The sequence below is a fragment of the Sporosarcina sp. CAU 1771 genome (assembly GCF_054482775.1).
Genome location: NZ_JBTLRN010000039.1, coordinates 1 through 20937 on the forward strand (window position 1 = coordinate 1; position 20937 = coordinate 20937).

18 protein-coding genes, 1 tRNA gene, 2 rRNA genes, 1 other RNA gene and 1 other annotated feature are annotated in these 20937 nt (G+C 40.1%); of the genes, 18 read left to right on the plus strand and 4 right to left on the minus strand.

Annotated elements, in window-relative coordinates; translation table 11 throughout:
• Positions 1 to 9 precede the first annotated feature (9 nt).
• The 4 genes from rrf (at position 10) to ACXYMX_RS16265 (ending at position 4635) form a co-directional block, all read left to right on the plus strand.
• Positions 10 to 125, plus strand: a 5S ribosomal RNA gene (gene rrf, locus ACXYMX_RS16250).
• A 962-nt stretch (positions 126 to 1087) separates the two neighbouring features.
• Positions 1088 to 1564 carry a glutathione peroxidase gene (locus ACXYMX_RS16255; protein WP_459045292.1) on the plus strand — a complete coding sequence of 159 codons (477 nt, stop codon included), beginning with the start codon at positions 1088 to 1090 and terminating at the stop codon, positions 1562 to 1564.
• Between the two features lie 104 nt (positions 1565 to 1668).
• Positions 1669 to 3135 (plus strand): IMP dehydrogenase, encoded by a 1467-nt coding sequence (guaB, locus tag ACXYMX_RS16260; RefSeq protein ID WP_459045293.1) that lies wholly within the window; start codon positions 1669 to 1671, stop codon positions 3133 to 3135.
• A 213-nt stretch (positions 3136 to 3348) separates the two neighbouring features.
• Positions 3349 to 4635: a serine hydrolase gene (locus ACXYMX_RS16265; protein WP_459045308.1), complete on the plus strand. Its 1287-nt coding sequence runs from the start codon at positions 3349 to 3351 to the stop codon at positions 4633 to 4635.
• Positions 4636 to 4652: 17 nt separating this feature from the next.
• Here ACXYMX_RS16265 and pdxR read toward each other — a convergent pair whose 3' ends face one another.
• Positions 4653 to 6068: a MocR-like pyridoxine biosynthesis transcription factor PdxR gene (gene pdxR, locus ACXYMX_RS16270; RefSeq protein WP_459045309.1), complete on the minus strand. Its 1416-nt coding sequence runs from the start codon at positions 6066 to 6068 to the stop codon at positions 4653 to 4655.
• 177 nt (positions 6069 to 6245) lie between these two features.
• Positions 6246 to 6464 (plus strand) — a binding site (T-box leader).
• Positions 6465 to 6534: 70 nt separating this feature from the next.
• On the opposite strand from pdxR, the gene serS reads away from it, so the two are divergent.
• Positions 6535 to 7812 (plus strand): serine--tRNA ligase, encoded by a 1278-nt coding sequence (gene serS, locus ACXYMX_RS16275; RefSeq protein ID WP_459045294.1) that lies wholly within the window; start codon positions 6535 to 6537, stop codon positions 7810 to 7812.
• Between the two features lie 45 nt (positions 7813 to 7857).
• Here serS and tadA read toward each other — a convergent pair whose 3' ends face one another.
• On the minus strand, positions 7858 to 8340 hold the full coding sequence (gene tadA, locus ACXYMX_RS16280; RefSeq protein ID WP_459045295.1) for a tRNA adenosine(34) deaminase TadA: 483 nt from the start codon (positions 8338 to 8340) through the stop codon (positions 7858 to 7860).
• Between the two features lie 209 nt (positions 8341 to 8549).
• Here tadA and ACXYMX_RS16285 point away from each other — a divergent pair, with 209 nt between their 5' ends.
• Both ACXYMX_RS16285 and ACXYMX_RS16290 read left to right on the plus strand, forming a co-directional pair.
• Complete coding sequence (locus ACXYMX_RS16285; protein WP_459045296.1) at positions 8550 to 9197, plus strand: deoxynucleoside kinase; 648 nt, start codon at positions 8550 to 8552, stop codon at positions 9195 to 9197.
• Entirely contained in the window at positions 9184 to 9849 is a 666-nt protein-coding gene (locus tag ACXYMX_RS16290; protein ID WP_459045297.1) for a deoxynucleoside kinase, read from the plus strand. Before ACXYMX_RS16285 ends, ACXYMX_RS16290 begins: the two co-directional genes overlap by 14 nt.
• Positions 9850 to 9890: 41 nt before the next feature.
• Here ACXYMX_RS16290 and ACXYMX_RS16295 read toward each other — a convergent pair whose 3' ends face one another.
• On the minus strand, positions 9891 to 11255 hold the full coding sequence (locus ACXYMX_RS16295) for an aspartate kinase (RefSeq protein ID WP_459045298.1): 1365 nt from the start codon (positions 11253 to 11255) through the stop codon (positions 9891 to 9893).
• A 146-nt stretch (positions 11256 to 11401) separates the two neighbouring features.
• Between ACXYMX_RS16295 and ACXYMX_RS16300 the strand changes: the two genes are divergently transcribed.
• The 3 genes from ACXYMX_RS16300 to thrB are packed head-to-tail and all read left to right on the plus strand — an operon-like array spanning position 11402 to position 14648.
• Positions 11402 to 12694 carry a homoserine dehydrogenase gene (locus ACXYMX_RS16300; protein WP_459045299.1) on the plus strand — a complete coding sequence of 431 codons (1293 nt, stop codon included), beginning with the start codon at positions 11402 to 11404 and terminating at the stop codon, positions 12692 to 12694.
• Entirely contained in the window at positions 12694 to 13755 is a 1062-nt protein-coding gene (gene thrC, locus ACXYMX_RS16305) for a threonine synthase (protein ID WP_459045300.1), read from the plus strand. The genes ACXYMX_RS16300 and thrC overlap by 1 nt, the downstream gene beginning before the upstream one ends.
• Positions 13755 to 14648 (plus strand): homoserine kinase, encoded by an 894-nt coding sequence (thrB, locus tag ACXYMX_RS16310; protein WP_459045301.1) that lies wholly within the window; start codon positions 13755 to 13757, stop codon positions 14646 to 14648. Before thrC ends, thrB begins: the two co-directional genes overlap by 1 nt.
• Positions 14649 to 14824: 176 nt before the next feature.
• Here thrB and ACXYMX_RS16315 read toward each other — a convergent pair.
• A tRNA-Ser gene (locus ACXYMX_RS16315) sits at positions 14825 to 14917 on the minus strand.
• Positions 14918 to 15034: 117 nt separating this feature from the next.
• Here ACXYMX_RS16315 and ffs point away from each other — a divergent pair.
• The 8 genes from ffs to ACXYMX_RS16355 form a co-directional block, all read left to right on the plus strand.
• Positions 15035 to 15300: signal recognition particle sRNA large type (gene ffs / locus ACXYMX_RS16320), an RNA gene on the plus strand.
• Between the two features lie 301 nt (positions 15301 to 15601).
• Entirely contained in the window at positions 15602 to 16942 is a 1341-nt protein-coding gene (locus ACXYMX_RS16325; protein WP_459045302.1) for an ISLre2 family transposase, read from the plus strand.
• 202 nt (positions 16943 to 17144) lie between these two features.
• On the plus strand, positions 17145 to 18911 hold the full coding sequence (gene dnaX / locus ACXYMX_RS16330; protein ID WP_459045303.1) for a DNA polymerase III subunit gamma/tau: 1767 nt from the start codon (positions 17145 to 17147) through the stop codon (positions 18909 to 18911).
• A gap of 21 nt (positions 18912 to 18932) precedes the next feature.
• Entirely contained in the window at positions 18933 to 19253 is a 321-nt protein-coding gene (locus ACXYMX_RS16335; protein ID WP_459045304.1) for a YbaB/EbfC family nucleoid-associated protein, read from the plus strand.
• Between the two features lie 11 nt (positions 19254 to 19264).
• The gene (gene recR / locus ACXYMX_RS16340) at positions 19265 to 19861 is read left to right on the plus strand and encodes a recombination mediator RecR (RefSeq protein ID WP_459045305.1); all 597 of its coding nucleotides are present in this window, start codon (positions 19265 to 19267) and stop codon (positions 19859 to 19861) included.
• 12 nt (positions 19862 to 19873) lie between these two features.
• Complete coding sequence (locus tag ACXYMX_RS16345) at positions 19874 to 20086, plus strand: YaaL family protein (RefSeq protein WP_459045306.1); 213 nt, start codon at positions 19874 to 19876, stop codon at positions 20084 to 20086.
• A gap of 24 nt (positions 20087 to 20110) precedes the next feature.
• Complete coding sequence (locus ACXYMX_RS16350; protein WP_459045307.1) at positions 20111 to 20407, plus strand: pro-sigmaK processing inhibitor BofA family protein; 297 nt, start codon at positions 20111 to 20113, stop codon at positions 20405 to 20407.
• A gap of 308 nt (positions 20408 to 20715) precedes the next feature.
• Positions 20716 to 20937: ribosomal RNA gene (locus ACXYMX_RS16355) — 16S ribosomal RNA — on the plus strand; the annotation flags it as partial.

Consider the following 20937-nt stretch of genomic DNA (forward strand, 5'->3'; position numbering starts at 1 on the left):
TCAAACAAGTCTAGTGATGATGGCGAAGAGGTCACACCCGTTCCCATACCGAACACGGAAGTTAAGCTCTTCAGCGCCGATGGTAGTTGGGGGTTTCCCCCTGCAAGAGTAGGACGTTGCTAGGCACTAAAGAAGTTATTTCCTTCAATGGAGATAGCTTTTTTTGTTTGTACTAAAAGAATTGAAATTGAATGAACCGAAGGTTAGGTTTTCCAATGAGTAACCTACAGCGAGAAAGAGGAGGGGCAAGGAGTTCGAGAAAGCAAGGAAGTGAGGACGGGAGCGTATGCCATACGCGAAGATCTGAACGGACGAAGCTGACGAAGAAATCCGAAGTCCATCGTCTTTCGAAGCACGAACACGGAAGTTAAGCTCACACGCCGATGGTAGTTGGGGGTATCCCTCTGCAAGAGTAGGACGTTGCTAGGCACTAAAGAAGTTATTTCCTTCAATGGAGATAGCTTTTTTTGTTTATTTAAAAAGAAAAAGCTAACCGAAGGTTATTAAACACAAATTAGTACATCTAACCTCTAACCTCTAACAATCAACCAGTGAACTTATCCATGCATAAATGACTAAACTAGCGAAGAAGCGACAAGTGTGAGCCGAAGCAATAAGACCGACAGCGCACTTCTGACGGGCTTATTGCGAAAGGCCATCACCAAGCGACAAAGCGATATCTACACTCCCCTCCTTGTAAGAACTCCAATCTATCTACTATTTACAAGAATAACAGTCTATGCATAAATAATAAACTAGCGACAAAGCGATATCTACACTACCCTCCTTGCAAGAACTCCAATCTATCTACTATTTACAAGAATAACAATCTATGCATAAATAATAAACTAGCGAAGAAGCGACAAGTGTGAGCCGAAGTAATAAGACCGACAGCGCACTTCTGACGGGCTTATTGCGAGAGGCCATCACCAAGCGACAAAGCGTTATAAACACCACTCTCCTTGCAAGAACTCCAATCTATCTACTAAATACATTAAAAAAACTAGGCGAATAAACCGAACTTCTTGTAATTCAAACTAAATAAATCTATTATTAGACTAATCTAGAAAGAGGAGGCTTATTAATAATGGAAACAATCTATGACTTTTCTATCAAGAAAAAAAATAATGAAATTCAATCTATGAGTGACTATAAAGGTAAGGTTCTATTAATCGTAAATACAGCAAGTAAATGTGGATTTGCAAACCAATTCGAAGAATTGCAAGAGCTTTATGAGAACTATAAAGAGGAAGGATTTGTAGTCTTAGGATTTCCTTCTGACAATTTTAATAATCAAGAGTTTGACGATATAGAAGAAACTGCGGAGTTTTGCAAAGTTAATTTCGGTGTAAACTTTCCAATGTTTGCGAAGATAGATGTCAAAGGAGACGAAACAAGTCCTCTATTCAAATTTCTTGTATCCGAACAAAAAGGGCTTCTCACAGAAGGGATCAAATGGAACTTCACAAAGTTTCTAATCGATCGTGATGGGAACGTAATAGAGCGAGTTGCACCGCAAACAAAACCAATGAAACTTGTTAAAAAAATAGAAAGCATAATATAGTGAATTATAGGAATACACTTATTTAATGTGACATCCTTGACAGTCCAAATATACGCTGATACCATTTTAATAATATTCAAATGAACCTAGGGGGCATATAACAGATGTGGGAATCAAAATTTGCACGTGAAGGACTAACCTTCGATGATGTATTACTAATACCGGGACCTTCTGAGGTATTACCAAAGGATGTATCTCTAGTAGTTGATTTGACGGAAAAGATTAAGTTGAGCATACCTATAATTAGTGCAGGTATGGACACGGTAACTGAGTCTAAGATGGCAATCGCTATGGCAAGACAGGGTGGGCTTGGAGTTATTCATAAAAATATGAGTATCGAAGAACAGGCTGAGCAAGTAGTAACTGTAAAACGTTCTGAAAATGGAGTTATTACAAATCCATTCTTTTTAACACCTGAACATCAAGTGTTTGATGCAGAGCATTTAATGGGCAGATACCGTATATCAGGAGTTCCAATCGTTAATAATATGGAAGAGTTAAAACTGGTTGGTATTATTACGAATCGTGATATGCGTTTTATCCAGGATTACTCCCTTTTAATTGATGATGTGATGACGAAAGAAAATCTTGTAACTGCTGCAGTAGGAACGACATTAGCAGATGCCGAGAAAATTTTGCAACAGTATAAAATTGAAAAACTACCTATTGTTGATGAGCAAGGAATTCTAAAAGGTCTTATCACAATTAAAGATATTGAAAAAGTAATTGAATTTCCACATGCAGCCAAAGATAATCATGGTCGCCTTCTTGTTGGCGCTGCAGTAGGCGTTACGTCAGATACGCTTGTACGTGTTCAAAAGCTTGTAGAAGCAGAAGTTGATATTATTGTAATCGATACAGCCCATGGTCACTCAAAGGGTGTGCTTGATACGGTAGCACAGATTAGACAGGCCTATCCGGAACTAGAAATTATCGCAGGGAACATTGCAACAGCTGAAGGCGCACGTGCGCTATATGAAGCAGGAGCAGATGTAGTGAAAGTTGGAATTGGTCCAGGCTCAATCTGTACGACACGAGTTGTCGCTGGCGTTGGCGTTCCACAAATCACAGCAATTTATGAATGTGCTTCAATTGCACGTGAACTGGGTAAGACAATGATTGCAGACGGTGGTATTAAGTATTCAGGTGATATCGTTAAAGCTTTAGCTTCTGGTGGGCATGTTGTTATGCTAGGTAGTCTTCTTGCAGGTACAACTGAAAGTCCAGGAGAAACAGAACTTTTCCAAGGTCGCCGCTTTAAAGTATATCGTGGAATGGGTTCTATTGGAGCAATGGAAAGAGGATCCAGAGACCGTTACTTCCAAGATGATGCTAAAAAATTAGTACCTGAAGGAATTGAAGGTCGCCTACCTTATAAAGGTTCACTATCAGATACAATCCATCAATTAATTGGTGGAATTCGTTCAGGAATGGGTTACTGTGGTACAAAAGATTTACAAGATTTACGAGAAAAAGCGCAATTTGTACGTATGACGGGTGCGGGATTACGAGAAAGTCATCCTCATCAGGTCCAAATTACAAAAGAAGCACCTAACTATACACTCTCATAAAATCTAATATCCTTAGTTGGATAAAAATAAAGGAACTTCGACACCTTTCCAGCGTCTATATATGAGCGGAAAGGTGTCTTTTAGCTTTGGGTACCATGACGTAACACATTTATGATAGTATAGTTTTAGGGGAATAGTAATAGTGGAGGTTGAAAGGTGAAACAGAAATTGAAGATGTATACGACTTTGCTTGTAATGACATTTTTGTCAGTAATGACAATTGGGACACTATCTGCAGCAGCAGAAGGTAATCTTGGAATCCATGTAGATGGAGCGATTTTAATTGATGCAGACAGTGGAAAGATATTATACGAAGAAAATGCGAATACTCCACTTGGGATAGCAAGTATGACAAAGATGATGACCGAATATATTCTCTTTGAAGCAATTGAAGAAGGTAAAATTAGTTGGGATCAAGAATATAATGTAAATGACTACACATACGCTGTTTCACAGGATCGTCGGTTAAGCAACGTGCCACTTCGTAGAGATGGGACATACACTATACGCGAATTGTATGAATCACTTGCTATATATTCCGCGAATGCGTCAACAATAGCAATTGCAGAGACGATTGCTGGAACCGAAACAGAATTTCTAAAACTAATGAATGCAAAAGCAGAAGAACTTGGTTTAAAGGACTATAAATTTGTAAATACAACGGGATTGAATAATAGCCATCTTCAAGGTATGCATCCCCAAGGTACAGGTCCTGAAGATGAAAACGTTATGCCGGCAAAATCAGTTGCTAAATTAGCGTATCATTTATTGAAGGATTTTCCGGAAGTGCTTGAAACAACAGTTATCAATACAAAGTGGTTTCGTGAAGGTACATCCGATGCAATAAAGATGGATAACTGGAACTTTATGCTTCCTGGATTTGTCTACGAATATGAAGGCGTAGACGGTTTAAAGACAGGTACGACAGAATTTGCGGGACATTGTTTCACTGGAACTGCAGTTCGCGACGGGAAAAGAGTTATCGCAGTTGTAATGAAAGCAGTCGATGCAAATGGCAACGGTTCATATAAGGCTCGATTTGACGCGACACGCGCTCTATTTGACTACGGATTCACTCAATTTTCCGTAGAGGAATTTGTACCTGCTGGATATACTTTTGAAGATCAAAAAGAACTAGGTGTAGTTAAAGGAAAAGAAAAAGCTGTTGATATTTCGGTTAAAGATCCAATTCGCATGATGGTGAAAACAAGTGAAAAAGATCTTTATCAACCACAATTAGTCATTGACGAAGATAAGTTAACAAAAGGTTTACTTCAGGCCCCTTTTGAAAAAGATACGGTTGTGGGACAAGTACAGCTTGTGAAGACAGAAGGAACCGATTATGGGTTTATTGACTCGAAACAAGCTAATACCGATGTAGTCACTACTGTAGCTGTTGAAAAAGCAGGTTGGTTTTCCTTGACGATGCGTGCAATTGGTGATTTCTTTGCAGGAATCTGGACGGGCGCAACAGATTTTGTAAAAGGGTTTTTCAAATAAAATGAAGGCAGTGAATCTCAAATGGATTCACTGCCTTTTTGTATCTCCCAAGCGTTCATTAAACTATCAATGGCGTTTGTTATGGAAAGAACGGAAAGTCCCCCAAAACCGATAAGGAAAGACGGTTCTTCGTTCACTGATAGCGTTCGGTAATTGGTAAGTCCAAATATATGAATGCCTTTTTTCGCAGCCATTTCAGTTAGCACTGCTTCACTCTTATTTGAATGCACGGTAACAAGAATATGCATACCGGCTTCATCACCGGAAAATGAAACATAAGGTGCATAAGGAGTAAGAGCTTCAGTTAACGTTTGGGATTTTTTTCGATAGATTTTTCGCATTCGATTTAAATGTCGTGAAAAGTGTCCACCTGCCATAAAGCGCGCGAGTATATGTTGATCGAGCCTAGGCACTGTTGAGGAATAATGAATGAATGCTTCCTTATAACGGTCAAGAAGAACTTTTGGTAATACCATATAGGCAATTCGTAGTGATGGCATTAAGGATTTTGAAAATGTACTTAAGTAGATAACACTATCCCCTTTATCCATCCCCTGTAACGAAGGAATCGGACGTCCGGAATATCTGAATTCACTATCGTAATCGTCTTCAATAATAAAGTGCTCATCATTTGAGGAAGCCCAGTTTAATAATGCCGTTCTACGCGCTGCAGAAAGGACTGTCCCTGTTGGAAACTGATGAGAAGGTGTAACGTAAGCAATTGTTGCTTCTGACTGTTGTAGTAATTGAATATCCATTCCCTCACTATCCACCGGAATCGGAATGGCTTCTCGGTTATTATGAAAGAAAACACGGTGCGTGAGTGGATACCCCGGATCTTCAATTGCATACGTTGCACCCATGCCTAAAACTCGGATAACTAGTGGCATTAATTGTTCAGTTCCAGAGCCTATAATAATTTGCTCGGGTGTACAATCGACACCTCGGGAATGATACAAATAGCGTGCGATTTCTTGCCGAAGTTCAATGTCACCGTGTGGATCACCTAATAGCAATAACTTTTTTGACGATTCGTCCATAACATCTTTTGCATACTTTCTCCATTGGGTAAATGGAAATGAATCTGTGTCAATATGTCCGTGGGAAAAGTCGATGGTAATGGGATTTACGGGTTTCCTTTTTTTTGCTTCTATCTCTTCTATAGGTTGAACGTACGCAAGTTCCTCAATAGCTTGGACAAAAAAACCCTTTCGAGGAATTGCTGAAATAAAACCCTCTGCGGTAAGTTGACCATACGCAAGTTCAATTGTAGTCTGACTTACGTCGATAAACTCACCTAGCTTTCGTTTAGAGGGCAGTTTCATGCCGACAGCTAATTTACCATCCGTAATCGCAATTCGAATTTGGTCATATATCTGTTCATACAATGGACTAGCACTATCTTTCTTTAATTCTAAAGTCAACATCTCGATTTGAACCAACTCCTTCTGGTACCTATGGAAATAGTATAGCCGTTAAAAGTAGTAGGGTCACTATTAATTGTTGTTAAAAGCAGTGTATCTAGATCAAAGAGAACAATCCAATGCGTACAAATCTTCACTATACTTGCTCAAAGTCATCTTCTGTAGTAAAATAAATCTAATTTCAAATTGAAGACGATGATGGGAAGCAGTAGCAAACTTGTTTTTTTAAGAGAGTCGGCGGATGGTGTGAGCCGATAAAGACATTTGCGAATCCGTCCCTGAGTAGCTGGGTTGAAAACTTGAGTAGACCATAGCCGGTGATTGAACCGTTATTTCAATTAAAGTGGGTTGGACAAGTGTGTCCAACCAATTTGGGTGGCAACGCGGGTAGCTCTCGTCCCTGTTCTATAGGGATGAGGGCTATTTTTATTGTCTTCTATTCATCATCGTTTACTATACTAAGGAGGAATCATCAATGCTAGATATTAAAAAAGTACGTACTAATTTTGATGAAATGAAAGCTAAGCTTATGAAACGTGGGGAAGATTTATCGGTTCTCGATGATTTTCTTGGTCTAGATGAAAGACGCAGAGTGTTAATTGCTGAAGTGGAACAACTAAAAGCTAACCGTAACGAAGTGTCACAAAAGGTAGCACAAATGAAACGTGCAAAAGAAAATGCAGATGACGTTATTGCTCAGATGCGTGAAGTCGGGGAATCAATTAAAACGTTGGATGACGAATTGCATGAAGTTGAAGAGAAATTGAACTACATTATGTTACGTATTCCTAACATCCCGCACGAGAGTGTTCCAATGGGGGATAGTGAAGATGATAACGTTGAAGTTCGTTCATTTGGTGAAAAAACAACGTTTGATTTCGAGCCAAAACCACATTGGGATTTAGGAACGGATCTTCAAATTCTTGATTTTGAACGTGCTGCAAAGGTAACAGGAAGTCGTTTTGTATTTTACCGTGGGTTGGGTGCCCGCCTAGAACGTGCGCTTATTAACTTCATGATGGATCTTCATAATGATGAGCATGGCTATGAAGAAGTACTGCCACCATATATGGTGAATCGCGCAAGCTTAACGGGAACAGGTCAATTGCCTAAATTTGAAGAAGATGCATTTCTTATTGAAGATGAAGATTATTTCCTCATTCCAACATCTGAAGTGCCTGTAACGAACTTTTATCGTGAGGAAATACTAAATGCCGAGCAATTGCCAGTAGCATTTGCGGCATATAGCACAAACTTCCGTTCAGAGGCAGGGTCTGCTGGGCGTGATACACGAGGATTAATCCGTCAACACCAGTTTAATAAAGTTGAACTTGTTCGTTTTGTTAAGCCAGAAGATTCGTATGCAGAACTTGAAAAATTAACGGGGCATGCAGAGAAAGTGTTGCAGTTACTTAATCTTCCATACCGTGTACTCAATATGTGTACAGCGGATCTTGGATTTACAGCTGCTAAGAAGTACGACATTGAAGTGTGGATTCCAACACAAAATGCGTATCGTGAAATTTCATCATGTTCGAACTTTGAAGACTTCCAAGCTCGACGTGCACAAATTCGCTTCCGCCGAGAAGCGGGTGGAAAACCAGAATACCTGCATACACTAAACGGTAGTGGGTTAGCCGTTGGTCGTACAGTTGCAGCTATTCTTGAAAATTACCAACAAGAAGACGGTTCTGTCGTAATTCCAGAAGTACTTCGTCCATATATGGGCGGAAGAGAACGTATTACTAAGTAAAATAATTAGCCAGCATCTTGCATTTGAGCAAGATGCTGGCTATTTTTAAGCTTTCTTTTTCTTTTTCCGCTCACGGATTGATTTAAAAAAGGTTGTAAGTATCTCTCCACATTTGTCTCCAAGAATACCCTCTGTTACGTCACATTCATGATTGAATCTCGGGTCATTCAACAATCGATAAAGGGAATCCACGCAACCACCTTTTGGATCACGTGCACCGTAGACAACTCGTGGAATTCGAGATTGTAAGATTGCGCCGGCACACATAGGACAAGGTTCCAGTGTTACGTAAAGTGTCGTTTCTTCCAATCGCCAGCTTCCAATTTCCCGACATGCGTCTTGAATGGCAGACAGTTCTGCATGAGTGACTGCATTTTGTGTCGTTTCCCTTAAATTATATCCCCGTGCAATTACTCGGTCTTCAAATACGATGACAGCTCCAATCGGAACTTCTCCAATGGACTCTGCATTCATAGCTTCATCAATAGCCATTTTCATAAAAAACTCGTCTTTTTCCAATAAATCCATAGCTACAACTCCTTACAATAAGTGTAGCATGTCGCCTCAATTGTTCCACGTGGAATAATCGACTTTATTTTTATTCAGTTGAAGAAAGGTAGTCTGTTTACCTGTTCAATTCACCTTACGCTCGAATCAAAAATTGGTTGCATACTATTCGAGCTCCATATGATAAAATAAAGTGCAATCCATAATTACAAGATGAAAGGGGCTTTCTAATGCCTATTCCGTTTATTACGGTCGAAGGTCCGATCGGCGTTGGAAAAACGTCACTTTCTAAAGCAATCGCGGAATCACAAAACTTCCATTTGCTAAAGGAAATTGTTGACGAAAATCCATTTTTAAATAAATTCTATAAAAACATTGAGGAATGGAGTTTCCAAACTGAGATGTTTTTCTTATGTAATCGCTATAAACAACTCAGTGATACGAATAATGAAATCACAATAAAAGGAAAACCGGTAGTTGCTGATTATCATATTTTTAAAAATTTAATTTTTGCAAAGCGGTCTTTGAATGAGTTGGAGTATGAAAAGTATGAACAAATTTATCATATTTTAACAAAGGACATGCCTGTTCCGAATATGATAATTTATTTACACGCGAGTCAAGAAACACTTATGAACCGGATTGCAATGCGTGGACGTGATTTCGAAAAAAACATGGATCCGGCTTATTTAAAGCAATTAGCCGAGGATTACCATACATTTATTGAGTATTTTGAAAAAGCACATCCTGAAATTCCTGTCCTACGTTTTAACGGAGATGATCTTGACTTTGTACAAAACGAAAAAGATATGGAATTTGTTTTAAAAGAAGTTGATCGGACACTACGGAAAGGAGTCAAATTGAATGAACTTACGTGAAAAGTATGGAATTCCTGAGAATGCGGTTATTACGATTGCAGGAACGGTTGGCGTTGGGAAATCAACTATGACAAATGCCCTTGCGAATGCTTTAGGATTTAAAACCTCATTAGAAAATGTAGACGAAAATCCTTATTTGGATCGCTTTTATGAAGATTTTAAGAAGTGGAGTTTTCATCTACAAATTTATTTTCTTGCGGAACGGTTCAAAGAACAAAAACGTATATTTGAAACTGGAGGCGGCTTTATTCAAGACCGTTCCATTTATGAAGATACAGGTATTTTTGCTCGTATGCATATGGAAGAGGGAACGATGGACCCGGTAGATTATACTACATATACGGAATTGTTTGATGCAATGGTGATGACACCTTACTTCCCGCATCCCGACTTGCTCATTTACTTGGAAGGACCACTGGATGGAATTATATCTCGCGTTAAAGAACGTGGGCGTCCAATGGAGCAACAGACCCCAATAACGTATTGGGAAGAAATGTATACACGTTATGAAGAATGGATTGAATCGTTTACAGCTTGTCCCGTTCTTCGACTAGATATTAATGAATACGATCTGATAACAAACCCGCAAGATGTTGAAAAGATTATTGGAAAAATAGGCCGGTCCATTGGAAACTCAATGTCGTTGAAATAGAAAAAACGAGCGCATCAACCAAACTAGGTGATGCGCTCGTTTTATAGAGTTACTTTTGAAAAGAATTCTTCATATAAAGATTGAAGTACTTTGTCTTCGTACTTTTCATCAATACCGAAAACAAGACTGACTTCAGAAGATCCTTGATTGATCATTTCAATATTGGCACCTGTGCGGGCAATTGCAGTGGCGGCACGTGCTGCAAGTCCAGTTGTATGGCGCATACCTTCACCGACGAGAACGACCATTGAATACTCTGTGTTACGAAGGTGAACATCATCCGCGCCCAACTCAACTTTCACACGCTGAACGATTCGGTTTCTGTTTTCATCCGTTAAAAATTTGCTTCGAATGATGACAGATATATTATCAATTCCCGAAGGTGTATGTTCGAATGGAATCTCTTCATCTTCCAAGATTTCTAGTAAACGACGACCGAAACCAACTTCTTGGTTCATTAAATACTTATCAACGAAAAGAGTCGAGAACCCGCTGTCTGATGCAATACCGATAACAGGCTGTGAGTAATGATCTCGTTCTTTAACGATGAGTGTACCAGGAGCTTCCGGATTATTCGTGTTTTTGATACACACGGGAACGGATCTCAAAAATGCAGGCATTAAGGCTTCATCGTGAAAAACAGAGAAACCTGCATAGGCAAGCTCACGCATTTCACGGTAGGTTAGCTTCGTAATTGCAATTGGCGAGTCGACAACATTTGGATTCGCCGCAAAAACGGAATCCACATCTGTAAAGTTTTCATAAAGTTCAGCTTCCACTGCTGCAGCAACGATAGAACCTGTAATATCAGAACCACCTCGGTTAAACGTTCGGAGTGTTCCGTCTTCTGTGTATCCAAAGAAACCAGGGAAGACAATGATGCCAGGTTTCTCACGCAATGTAGACATTCTTTCATATCCTTTTGTCAGAGCTCTTACGCGTTCGGGACGGTCGTTGACGATTAACCCGGCATCGCGAGGGGATATGTATTCTGCGGGCATTCCGATGTGCGTGAAGTATTCTGCAATTAGTTTTGCATTATTATCTTCTCCAGCTGCTTTTATGGAATCCATAAACAGGCTTGCGTCGGTAAGGTCTGCGGAAAGGCGGTCTCGCAAGTCCTTTTCAATCACTTCAACAATAGAAGAGGATAGTTCAAGACCTTTTGCTATCAACTCGTAGCGGTCAACAACATCTTTTAGTTCTTTTTCGGTACTTTTACTTTGCAGAGCCGCTTCACCAAGGAGAATAAGGAGGTCTGTTACTTTCTCATCGTCACTAAATCGTTTTCCAGGCGCAGAAACTACGACAATTTTTCTTGAGGGGTCGGATGCAACAATTGCAGCAACTTTTTTTATTTGTTCCGCGGAGGCAACTGATGTTCCTCCAAATTTACACACTTTCATTCTAAATCAGATCCTATCTTTAAATTATGTATTTTTGAATTTATTCATGAATAAGGTTGTTATTATTCTTTGTTTTCCTTATACTTGTGTTTATGTAAAGAACAATTGTATTTTTATAGTGTACATACAGCGAGGAGAATCGTCAATTGAAAAATGAAATTAATATTGGTTTACTTGGTTTTGGAGTCGTTGGAAGCGGTGTAGCAAAGATTTTAGAAAATCATCAAGAGGATCTGCGTCATAAACTTGGTGTTCCTGTAGTGATTAAAAAAGTTCTAGTAAAAGATGCATATAAAAAGAGAAATACAACGCTTGCTCCTGAAATTTTTACAACAGATTTAAATGAAATACTTGGAGATGCAAGCATTGACATAATCGTCGAAGTAATCGGCGGAACAACTGGAGCAAAAGAAGCGATTGAAGGATCTCTTCGTGCTGGTAAGGGAGTTGTAACAGCCAATAAAGATGTAATTGCTGAGTATGGACAGGAATTGCTTCAATTGGCAGATGAAAATAAATGTGACCTATTCTATGAAGCAAGTGTAGGTGGAGGAATTCCACTGATACGTACATTAGAAGATGGTCTAGCATCTGATCGAATTACAGCACTCACTGGAATTATTAACGGAACTACAAACTTCATTTTAACAAAAATGAAGCATGAAAACATGTCTTATGAAGATGCGTTGGCTGAAGCGACAGAACTTGGCTTTGCAGAAGCGGATCCATCAGCGGATGTAGATGGCATTGATGCACAACGAAAAATGGTTATTTTAGCATCACTTGCATTCTCAACACAAGTTCGATTAGAAGACGTCTATGTTAGAGGTTTGAAAGAAATTTGTGACGGAGATTTAGAGCTTGCAGAGAAGTTTGGTTATACAGTGAAAATGGTCGGCTCTGCTAAAAAAGACGAAGAGGGAATTGAAGTGGCAGTTGAACCCGTGTTTTTCCCGAATTCACACCCATTGTCTACGGTCAATAATGAATTTAATGCCGTTTACATTTATGGAGATGCAGTTGGAGAAACGATGCTTTATGGACCAGGAGCAGGTTCTTTACCAACGGCTACATCTGTAACAGGCGATGTAGTTGCAGCATGTCGCAATATACTTCTTGGTGTTAATGGAAAACGAGAGCATGCACATCAATATGAACTGAAAGTAAAAGACGACAGCAACAAGTTTGCACGTTATTTTTATCGTATTTTAGTGAAAGACGAAGTAGGTGTTTTGACAAGGCTTACTTCTATATATAGTGAACACGGGGCGAGCATAGCAACTGTAGTCCAGCATTCGGATAACGAATCGGAAGCCGACTTGGTATTCATCACACATAAAATTTCACGTCAGCAGCATCTTGATATAGTTAAAGAATTAAATGAAACACCAGAGGTAATTGGCCTTCAAAGTCACTACCGAGTTGAGGGGGAAGCATAATGGCTAAAAGATGGAATGGTTTAATCGCAGAATATAAAGAGTTTTTACCGGTAACAGAAAATACACCGGCATTGACGTTACAAGAAGGAAATACACCTCTTATACACATGGAGAATCTATCCAAAGAATGGGGAATTAACCTATACGTGAAAACGGAGGGAGCCAATCCAACGGGTTCTTTTAAAGACCGTGGAATGGTAATGGCTGTAGCTAAAGCAAAAGAAGAAGGAAAGACTGTACTTATTTGTGCATCGACAGGAAATACATCCGCATCTGCGGCGGCATATGGTGCACGCGCAGGTATGCGTACAATCGTTGTCATTCCTGAGGGACGTATTGCACTTGGAAAAATGGCGCAGGCAAAAATGTACGGTGCAGAAATTATTGAGATTGAAGGAAACTTTGACGAGGCGCTTAGAATGGTTCGTGAAGCGGGTGAAGGTGAAATTGCTTTGGTGAACTCAGTCAACCCTTATCGTTTAGAAGGACAAAAGACAATCGCGTTTGAAACAATTGAACAGCTTGGACAAGTTCCGGATGTATTTGCTTTACCTGTTGGAAACGCAGGAAATATCTCTGCAGCATGGAAAGGGTTCAAAGAATATGCGGATAAAAAAGGGACTGCGCTACCTACTTTGCTCGGCGTACAAGCAGACGGTGCAGCACCGATTGTTTATGACCGTGTATTTGAAAACCCTGAAACGATTGCGACTGCGATTCGTATTGGGAATCCTGCAAGTTGGGAATTAGCGAACAATGCACTTGCTGAATCGAACGGAGCAATCCTTTCGGTAACTGATGAAGAAATTTTAGAAGCTTATCAATTAATTACATCACGAGAAGGTGTGTTTGCAGAACCAGGTTCTTGTGCTTCAATTGCGGGAATTAAAAAGCGTGTTGAAAGTGGATTGATGGAAAAAGGCACAACAGTAGTCGCAGTATTAACGGGCAATGGCTTGAAAGATCCAGATACAGCCATTGAAGTGAATAAAGAAAAGTCATTCTTATCGCGTGCTGAATTTGATCAGTTACTAAGTGAATTGAAAGCGGGGAAGAAGTGATGATTGGTGCTAGTTTTTCTGTCGTTGTCCCTGCATCGACAGCAAATCTAGGTCCTGGTTTTGATAGCATTGGACTAGCGCTTGGTCTATATATGACGGTTAATGTATCACCAGCAGAAGTTTGGAATGTTACATACGGGGACAAAGGATTTGAAGAGCTATCAAGCGGAGATGATAACTTGATTGTCACGACAATCAAAAATATTGCCGACCGCTTCGATAAAACAGCACCGACTTTAAAGCTTGTCATACAGTCAGATATCCCTCTCGGAAAAGGATTCGGAAGCAGTGCATCCGCTATAGCTGCAGGTATTGAAATTGCCAATCAGTCTCTAGATTTAAATCTTTCTGAGAATGAAAAGGTTCGACTAGGGAGTCAGTTCGAGGGGCACGCGGATAATGTCTCAGCAGCACTTTTAGGCGGAACAGTTATCTCTTATTTCGATGGTGAGGTCATTGACTATATTCATGTGAAAGAACCTAAAGTTGGTGTGGTCGTTTTAATTCCTCCGGCAGCACTTGCTACGGAAGAGTCAAGAGGATTACTTCCTGAACAACTAACACATAAAGAGGCTACACGCAGCAGTGCGGCAGGAAGTCTTCTAGCAGCGGCGGTTGTTCAAAATGATTGGGCTGTTGCAGGACGTATGATGGAGAAAGATGGATTCCATGAACCGTTCCGAAAACACTTATTTCCTGAATTTGATAAGATTCGGGTTGCTTGCGATGAACTCGGAGCTTATGGAATGACGATTAGCGGTGCTGGGCCATCTCTTTTTGTAGCGGTCAAAGAAGGTACGGAAACAGAGATTGCCAACGAGCTTGCAACTCGTTTCCCGTATTATGAAAGCATGGCAGTTCAACCTTCAGTTATAGGTTCATCAATAAAGTAAACTAGGTAGCGGACTCTTCTAAAGGAGTCCGCTATTTTTCTGTATTGATAAGTCGAATCACTAAAAAAGGCTACCCACTGGGTAGCCTTCGAAATTTTCTGATTAAGTTATGTTTAGAAAAATTCGTTACTTAGTAACGAATTCGATCTCCAAACTTATGCGCTAAGTTTAAAAAATGGAGGAGGTAGAGGGATTCGAACCCCCGCGGGATTTGACTCCCCTGTCGGTTTTCAAGACCGATCCCTTCAGCCAGGCTTGGGTATACCTCCGTAGCAACAATTAATAATTTATCATGTTCGTAATCAAGTGTCAACAGTTTTCATTAGAAATCATAAAAATTATTTATGGTTTGATTTTTATAGTAATTGTATGTATACTAAGAAATGCCGTGCTAGGTGGGGAGATAGCGGAGCCCTGTAACTTGCAATCCGCTCTAGCAAGACTGAATTCCTTCTCGAGGCTGTCCATATGTAGGGTCTGCCTTTTGCACGCGGTGTTGACGTTTGGGTCCTGCGCAATGGGAGCCTGTGAACCATGTCAGGTCCGGAAGGAAGCAGCATTAAGTGGGAATTCTCATGTGCCGTAGGGTCGCCTAGACCGAGCTGGCGACAAGAGTAACGCTTATGTGTGGCTGTCAGAAGAAGGTGCACGGCATTACCTATACAATTCAACTCGTCCGTAATTATGGACGAGTTTTTTAATGCAAATAAATGACTGAAACTATATAAAGGTCTAGAATCCAAAAGTCTCAACAAAGCAAACAGCTGTATGAGTAAAATGTTTGTGGGTGAATAAATAGCAACCGCTCCCTGTAAGTTTGAATCCTGGTTTTGGATTCAAACTTACAGGGAGCGGAAAGCAAGCGATAGCGCGATAGGTTTATAGGCATGAAAAAGGGGCTCTCTTTCTGTATAGTGAAGTTTGCGAACAAACACTAAAAGGAGAGAACCCGCTTGTTTAAAAATAACACAAAATTTCCTACGTTGAAAGAAATTGAAACAGATTTATTCCGTACTCTTCAACAAACGTTTTCGAACGTATTTCAGCAGCTCCTAACGGAACTGGATCAACAACTAGCTGAGCAACGAGATAAAGCACGTTTTCAATTGAAAGATAAACGTCCTATGACGATGGATGCTTTATTCGGCTCTATAAGGATTACAAGAAATTATTATTATGACCGACAGAATGGAAAGTATGTTTTTTTATTGGATCAGTATTTACAGTTTGACGGAGCAAAGGGTCTGAGTCCACTCGTACAGGAGATGGCAATGGAGCTAGCGGTTGAAGGGCCCTCTTATCGTCATGCGTCTAGTACGCTAGAAAAACTTCTTGGATACTCGGTCATTAGCCATGAGGCGATTCGTCAACACCTTTTGCAGACCGAAGTTATGCCAAGCCCTTCTATTACCCCGATTAGGCGTGTTCTTTTTGTAGAAGTAGATGGGCTCTATGTAAAAAGGCAAAAAGGAAGAACACGAGGACGTGAAGAAAAGATTGCGGCTGTACATGAGGGATGGATTGTCAATGGAAAACGCACGAGTTTGGTTGCGAAGCGCCATTATATTCATAGGGGAAAAACTTCATTTTGGGAAGGATTCGAACAATATTTAATTGACACATACGAGTACAATCCAGCTGTTCATTTTCTTGTGATTAACGGAGATGGAGCACCGTGGATTACCTCTTGTCGCGGGCATTTTAAGAACACATTCTTTACCTTGGATCGTTTTCATGTAGCAAGAGATGTCCGATCTATTTTCAAGGGACATAGGAGGTACCGTTCAATCTGCAAGAAACTTGCGAAGTATGATGTGGATGGATTCATGGTGGAACTAAATAGTGCCGTAGGTACGCTGGATGATGATAAAAAAGAAGAAGTATTAGCGGATTTAATTCGACAACTCTCTCAGTACCCTGAAGCATTGGGAGACTATCGACAATGGCTAAATAATCAAGAGATTGATACAAGTGGTATGCGACCAATGGGAAGTGCCGAAGGAACAATGAGGGTGTTTGCGAGGCGACTCAAAAACGGTCGTAGCTGGAGTGCGCGAGGAATTACTGCATTTATTCATTTCATGGTTGCCTTAAAAGACGGCTTAGATATCAAAACATTAGTAGGGAAAATGGAAAGTAAACTACAAGATGTAGAGGAGAAAAAACCACCAAGACATTACGTAGAAAAGCTTAAGAGTAGTGTTGGAGAAGCGACAAGACACAATGTTGCTTATTTACACCAGGCAACTGGAAAACCAATCTATCGAGCCCTAAAGGGGCTTCAAGGTTTTTAAATTGTGAAATCAGCACTTTAACAATGGAAAAACAGCTAATGAAAACGCATTCACTAAAAACTATATGAACAAAGAAATATGCCCCCTAAAAATAACTCCCACAAAAACTTGACTCAATCCAAACAGCTGAAGATGTGATTGAAATAATCCTTTGTGGTATACTGAAACTATTAACGCATTGCGTCAAAAGGAGTGGGAAGTGTTGATTTATCAAGCTTTTTATCGTGTATATCGACCTCAGTCATTTGCGGAAATGTCTGGTCAGCACCATGTGAAACAGACGCTCCAAAATGCCCTCCTACATAATAAGACAACACACGCCTACTTATTTTCAGGTCCAAGAGGAACAGGAAAAACAAGTGCGGCAAAAATCTTTGCGAAAGCCTTGAATTGTGAGAACGGACCATCTAAAGAGCCATGTAATGAATGTTCTACATGTATTGGCATTACAAATGGTTCAGATACAGACGTTATTGAATTTGATGCTGCATCGAATTCGCGTGTAGAGGAAATGCGAGACATAATCGAAAAGGTTCGATTTGCACCCTCGAATTCTCGTTTTAAAGTATATATTATTGATGAAGTTCATATGTTATCCAATTCTGCATTCAATGCACTTTTAAAAACATTGGAAGAACCTCCATCACATGTTGTTTTTATTCTAGCAACGACGGAGCCGCATAAGTTGCCTTTAACAATTATTTCTAGGTGCCAACGATTTGATTTTAAACCAATTACACCAGTTGAAATTATAGAACGAATGAAAGTAGTTCTTGCAGATGCTGGAATCACATCTGATGAAGGTACATTAAAAGTAATCGCCCAAGCAGCATCGGGTGGAATGCGTGACGCATTAAGCATGTTAGATCAAGTTGTTTCATTCAGTGGAGATAGCTTGACGGTTGACGATGCACTTCTTGTCACAGGATCGATTGGCGAAGACATATTCTATCAATTAGGTAATGCTTTGGTTGAGAAGGATGCGGGAACCGCGTTATCCCTGTTGGATCGCTTAATATCTGAAGGGAAAGATGTATCGAGGCTCGCTGAAGATTTGATTACTTTTTTCAGGGATCTTCTATTACTTCGAACTGCACCGAATTTAATAAACCTTTTGGAACTCATTTCAGGGGAAGATCGGTTTAAGGAATTAGCAAAAAAGTTTGAGTTAGATGTTCTTTATGCTTTTATTGATATATTAGCGAATACACAACAGGAAATGAGATTTTCAAATCACGCGAAAGTGTATATTGAGTCTGCACTGTTAAAAATGGTTAATTTCCATAGTGGACCTACCCAAACTGCGAATCACCAATCAGTGGATGTTGGGCTTACGGAAAAGGTGTCGCAATTAGAACTTTTAGTTGAAGGTCTACAGCAACAATTGTCCACGGGTCTTGCTGGGCAAGTAGCTGTAGCAAATGTCCCAGCGACAAGAAAAAACACATCCAAATCGACTCAGACGTTTAGAATTCCTTCGGGGAAGATAAATGAAGTGTTGAAGGCAGCAACGAAACAGGATATTCAAACCATTCGACAAGAATGGGCGGGTATGATGCAGACTATGCAAAAATCACACTCTGCATTACTTGAAGAAACTGAGCCAGTAGCAGCATCCGAGAACGCTTTTGTGTTAAAGTTTAAATATGAAATCCATTGTCAGATGGCATCTGAGAATTCATCGCTCAGATCAAGTCTTTCTGAAGCATTGCGTTCTCGGACAGGAAAGGCCTATGAAGTGATTTATGTCCCTGAAGAAGGTTGGTTAAAAGTAAGGGAAGACTTTATTCGAAATAATAACCTTTCATCTAACCAGGCGGGGTCACCTGAGCCATCGGGTGAAGAACAATCGGTAACTGAGGATGCGCATTCATTTGTACAGGAAGCTGAACAGGAAAATGCAGACCCTTTTGTTATGGAAGCAGAAAAGCTTTTTGGCAAGGAATTCATACAAATACATGACGATTGAAACTAAAAGGAGGAAACAAACATGCGTGGAATGGGAAATATGCAAGGCATGATGAAACAAATGCAGAAAATGCAAAAGCAAATGGCGGAAGCTCAAGAGAAGTTAGGTGAGGAACGTCTTGAAGGTTCTGCAGGAGGCGGAATGGTTAAAGTAATTGCATCAGGTGATAAAGAAATCCTTGAAGTGATTATTGACCCGTCGGTAGTAGACCCTGAAGATGTAGAGATTTTACAAGACCTAATTGTGATTGCTACAAATGAAGCAGTGAAAAAAGCAGAAGAATTAACGAACTCCACAATGGGACAATTCACGAAAGGGTTGAACCTACCTGGAATGATGTAGGAGGAAAAAGAATGCATTATCCTGAACCGATATCAAAACTAATGGATAGTTTTATGAAATTGCCAGGAATCGGCCCGAAAACAGCGGGTCGTCTGGCATTTTTTGTGCTCAGCATGAAAGAAGATACAGTTTTAGATTTTGCCAAAGCGCTTGTAGATGCAAAACGGAACCTTCGTTTTTGTTCGACTTGCGGGCATATAACAGATATCGATCCATGTCATATTTGCCAGGATCAATCACGCGATGTGTCAACAATTTGTGTTGTTCAAGATCCTAAAGATGTTATAGCGATGGAAAAGATGAGAGATTATAAGGGGATGTATCACGTTCTTCATGGAGCAATCTCTCCGATGGATGGCATTGGCCCAGAAGACATAAACGTTCCGTCCTTGTTAACACGTCTTCAAAATGAGGAAGTTGAAGAATTAATTTTAGCTACGAACCCAACCATTGAAGGCGAAGCAACTGCCATGTATATTTCTCGGCTAGTTCGACCATCAGGTATTATGACGACAAGAATTGCGCATGGTTTGCCTGTTGGAGGCGATCTTGAATACGCAGATGAAGTCACGTTGTCAAAAGCGCTTGAAGGTAGAAGAGAATTGTAGGAGGCGCTTCTTATGTTTAATAAGAATAAGAAATTAAAAAAAGAGTATGATGATAAGCTGCGTTCATTGATGATGACTACCAAAGATGAGTGGGAACATACTAGAGAAATAGAAAAATATCTTAACGACTACGATCAAGAAGTTATTGTTCGTCGTAAGATTGCAGAAAGTAAATACTTCTATCTATTTAAAGAGGCAAAAGCCCGTCGTTTAGGAAAAGACTGATATATCTTCACAGGAGAGCATATAATGTACCATTCTTTAAAAAAAGGGGCGCTTCCTGTGAAGTCTGTTGTTTCTATACTGATTGTTGGTTTTATTCTCCTTCTATTACTAATGAACAAAAAACAAGTTCGAAATGTTTTTGAACGATTATCAGTTTATTGGTTTCGACTAGCATTTTCATTTCTTCTATTATTCGCTATGAATATAGCAGCTGGTTTTTTTGGAGTCTATGTGCCAATCAACATAGCCTCAGGGCTTCTAATCGCAATTTTGGGTATACCGGGATTTGCTTCAATCTGCGTTTTTGCGATTCTTTTATAAAGAATCGTAAAAACTGTTGACAATCAAACGATAAACATGGTATTCTAGTTCTTGTCGCTTGAGAGAGCAAACTTCAAAACTAATCAACGAAAAGTATTTCAAAATAGTTGTTGACTTCCTAACGAGGAAGAGTTATATTAGAGAAGTTGCAGTTGCGACAAACAAAACAAACAAAACAAACGAAACACAAATGAACCTTGAAAACTGAACAGCAAAACGTCAAGAAATACACGCGAGAGTATTTATACTCAAGCGAAAAACGAACCTTCGGGTTCAAGTCAGCAAGAAATGAGCAATCATTTTCTTCTATTATGGAGAGTTTGATCCTGGCTCAGGACGAACGCTGGCGGCATGCCTAATACATGCAAGTCGAGCGAAACTTACGGGAGCTTGCTCCTGTAAGTTTAGCGGCGGACGGGTGAGTAACACGTGGGCAACCTGCCCTGCAGATGGGGATAACTCCGGGAAACCGGGGCTAATACCGAATAATCAGTACGTCCGCATGGACGTACTCTGAAAGACGGTTTCGG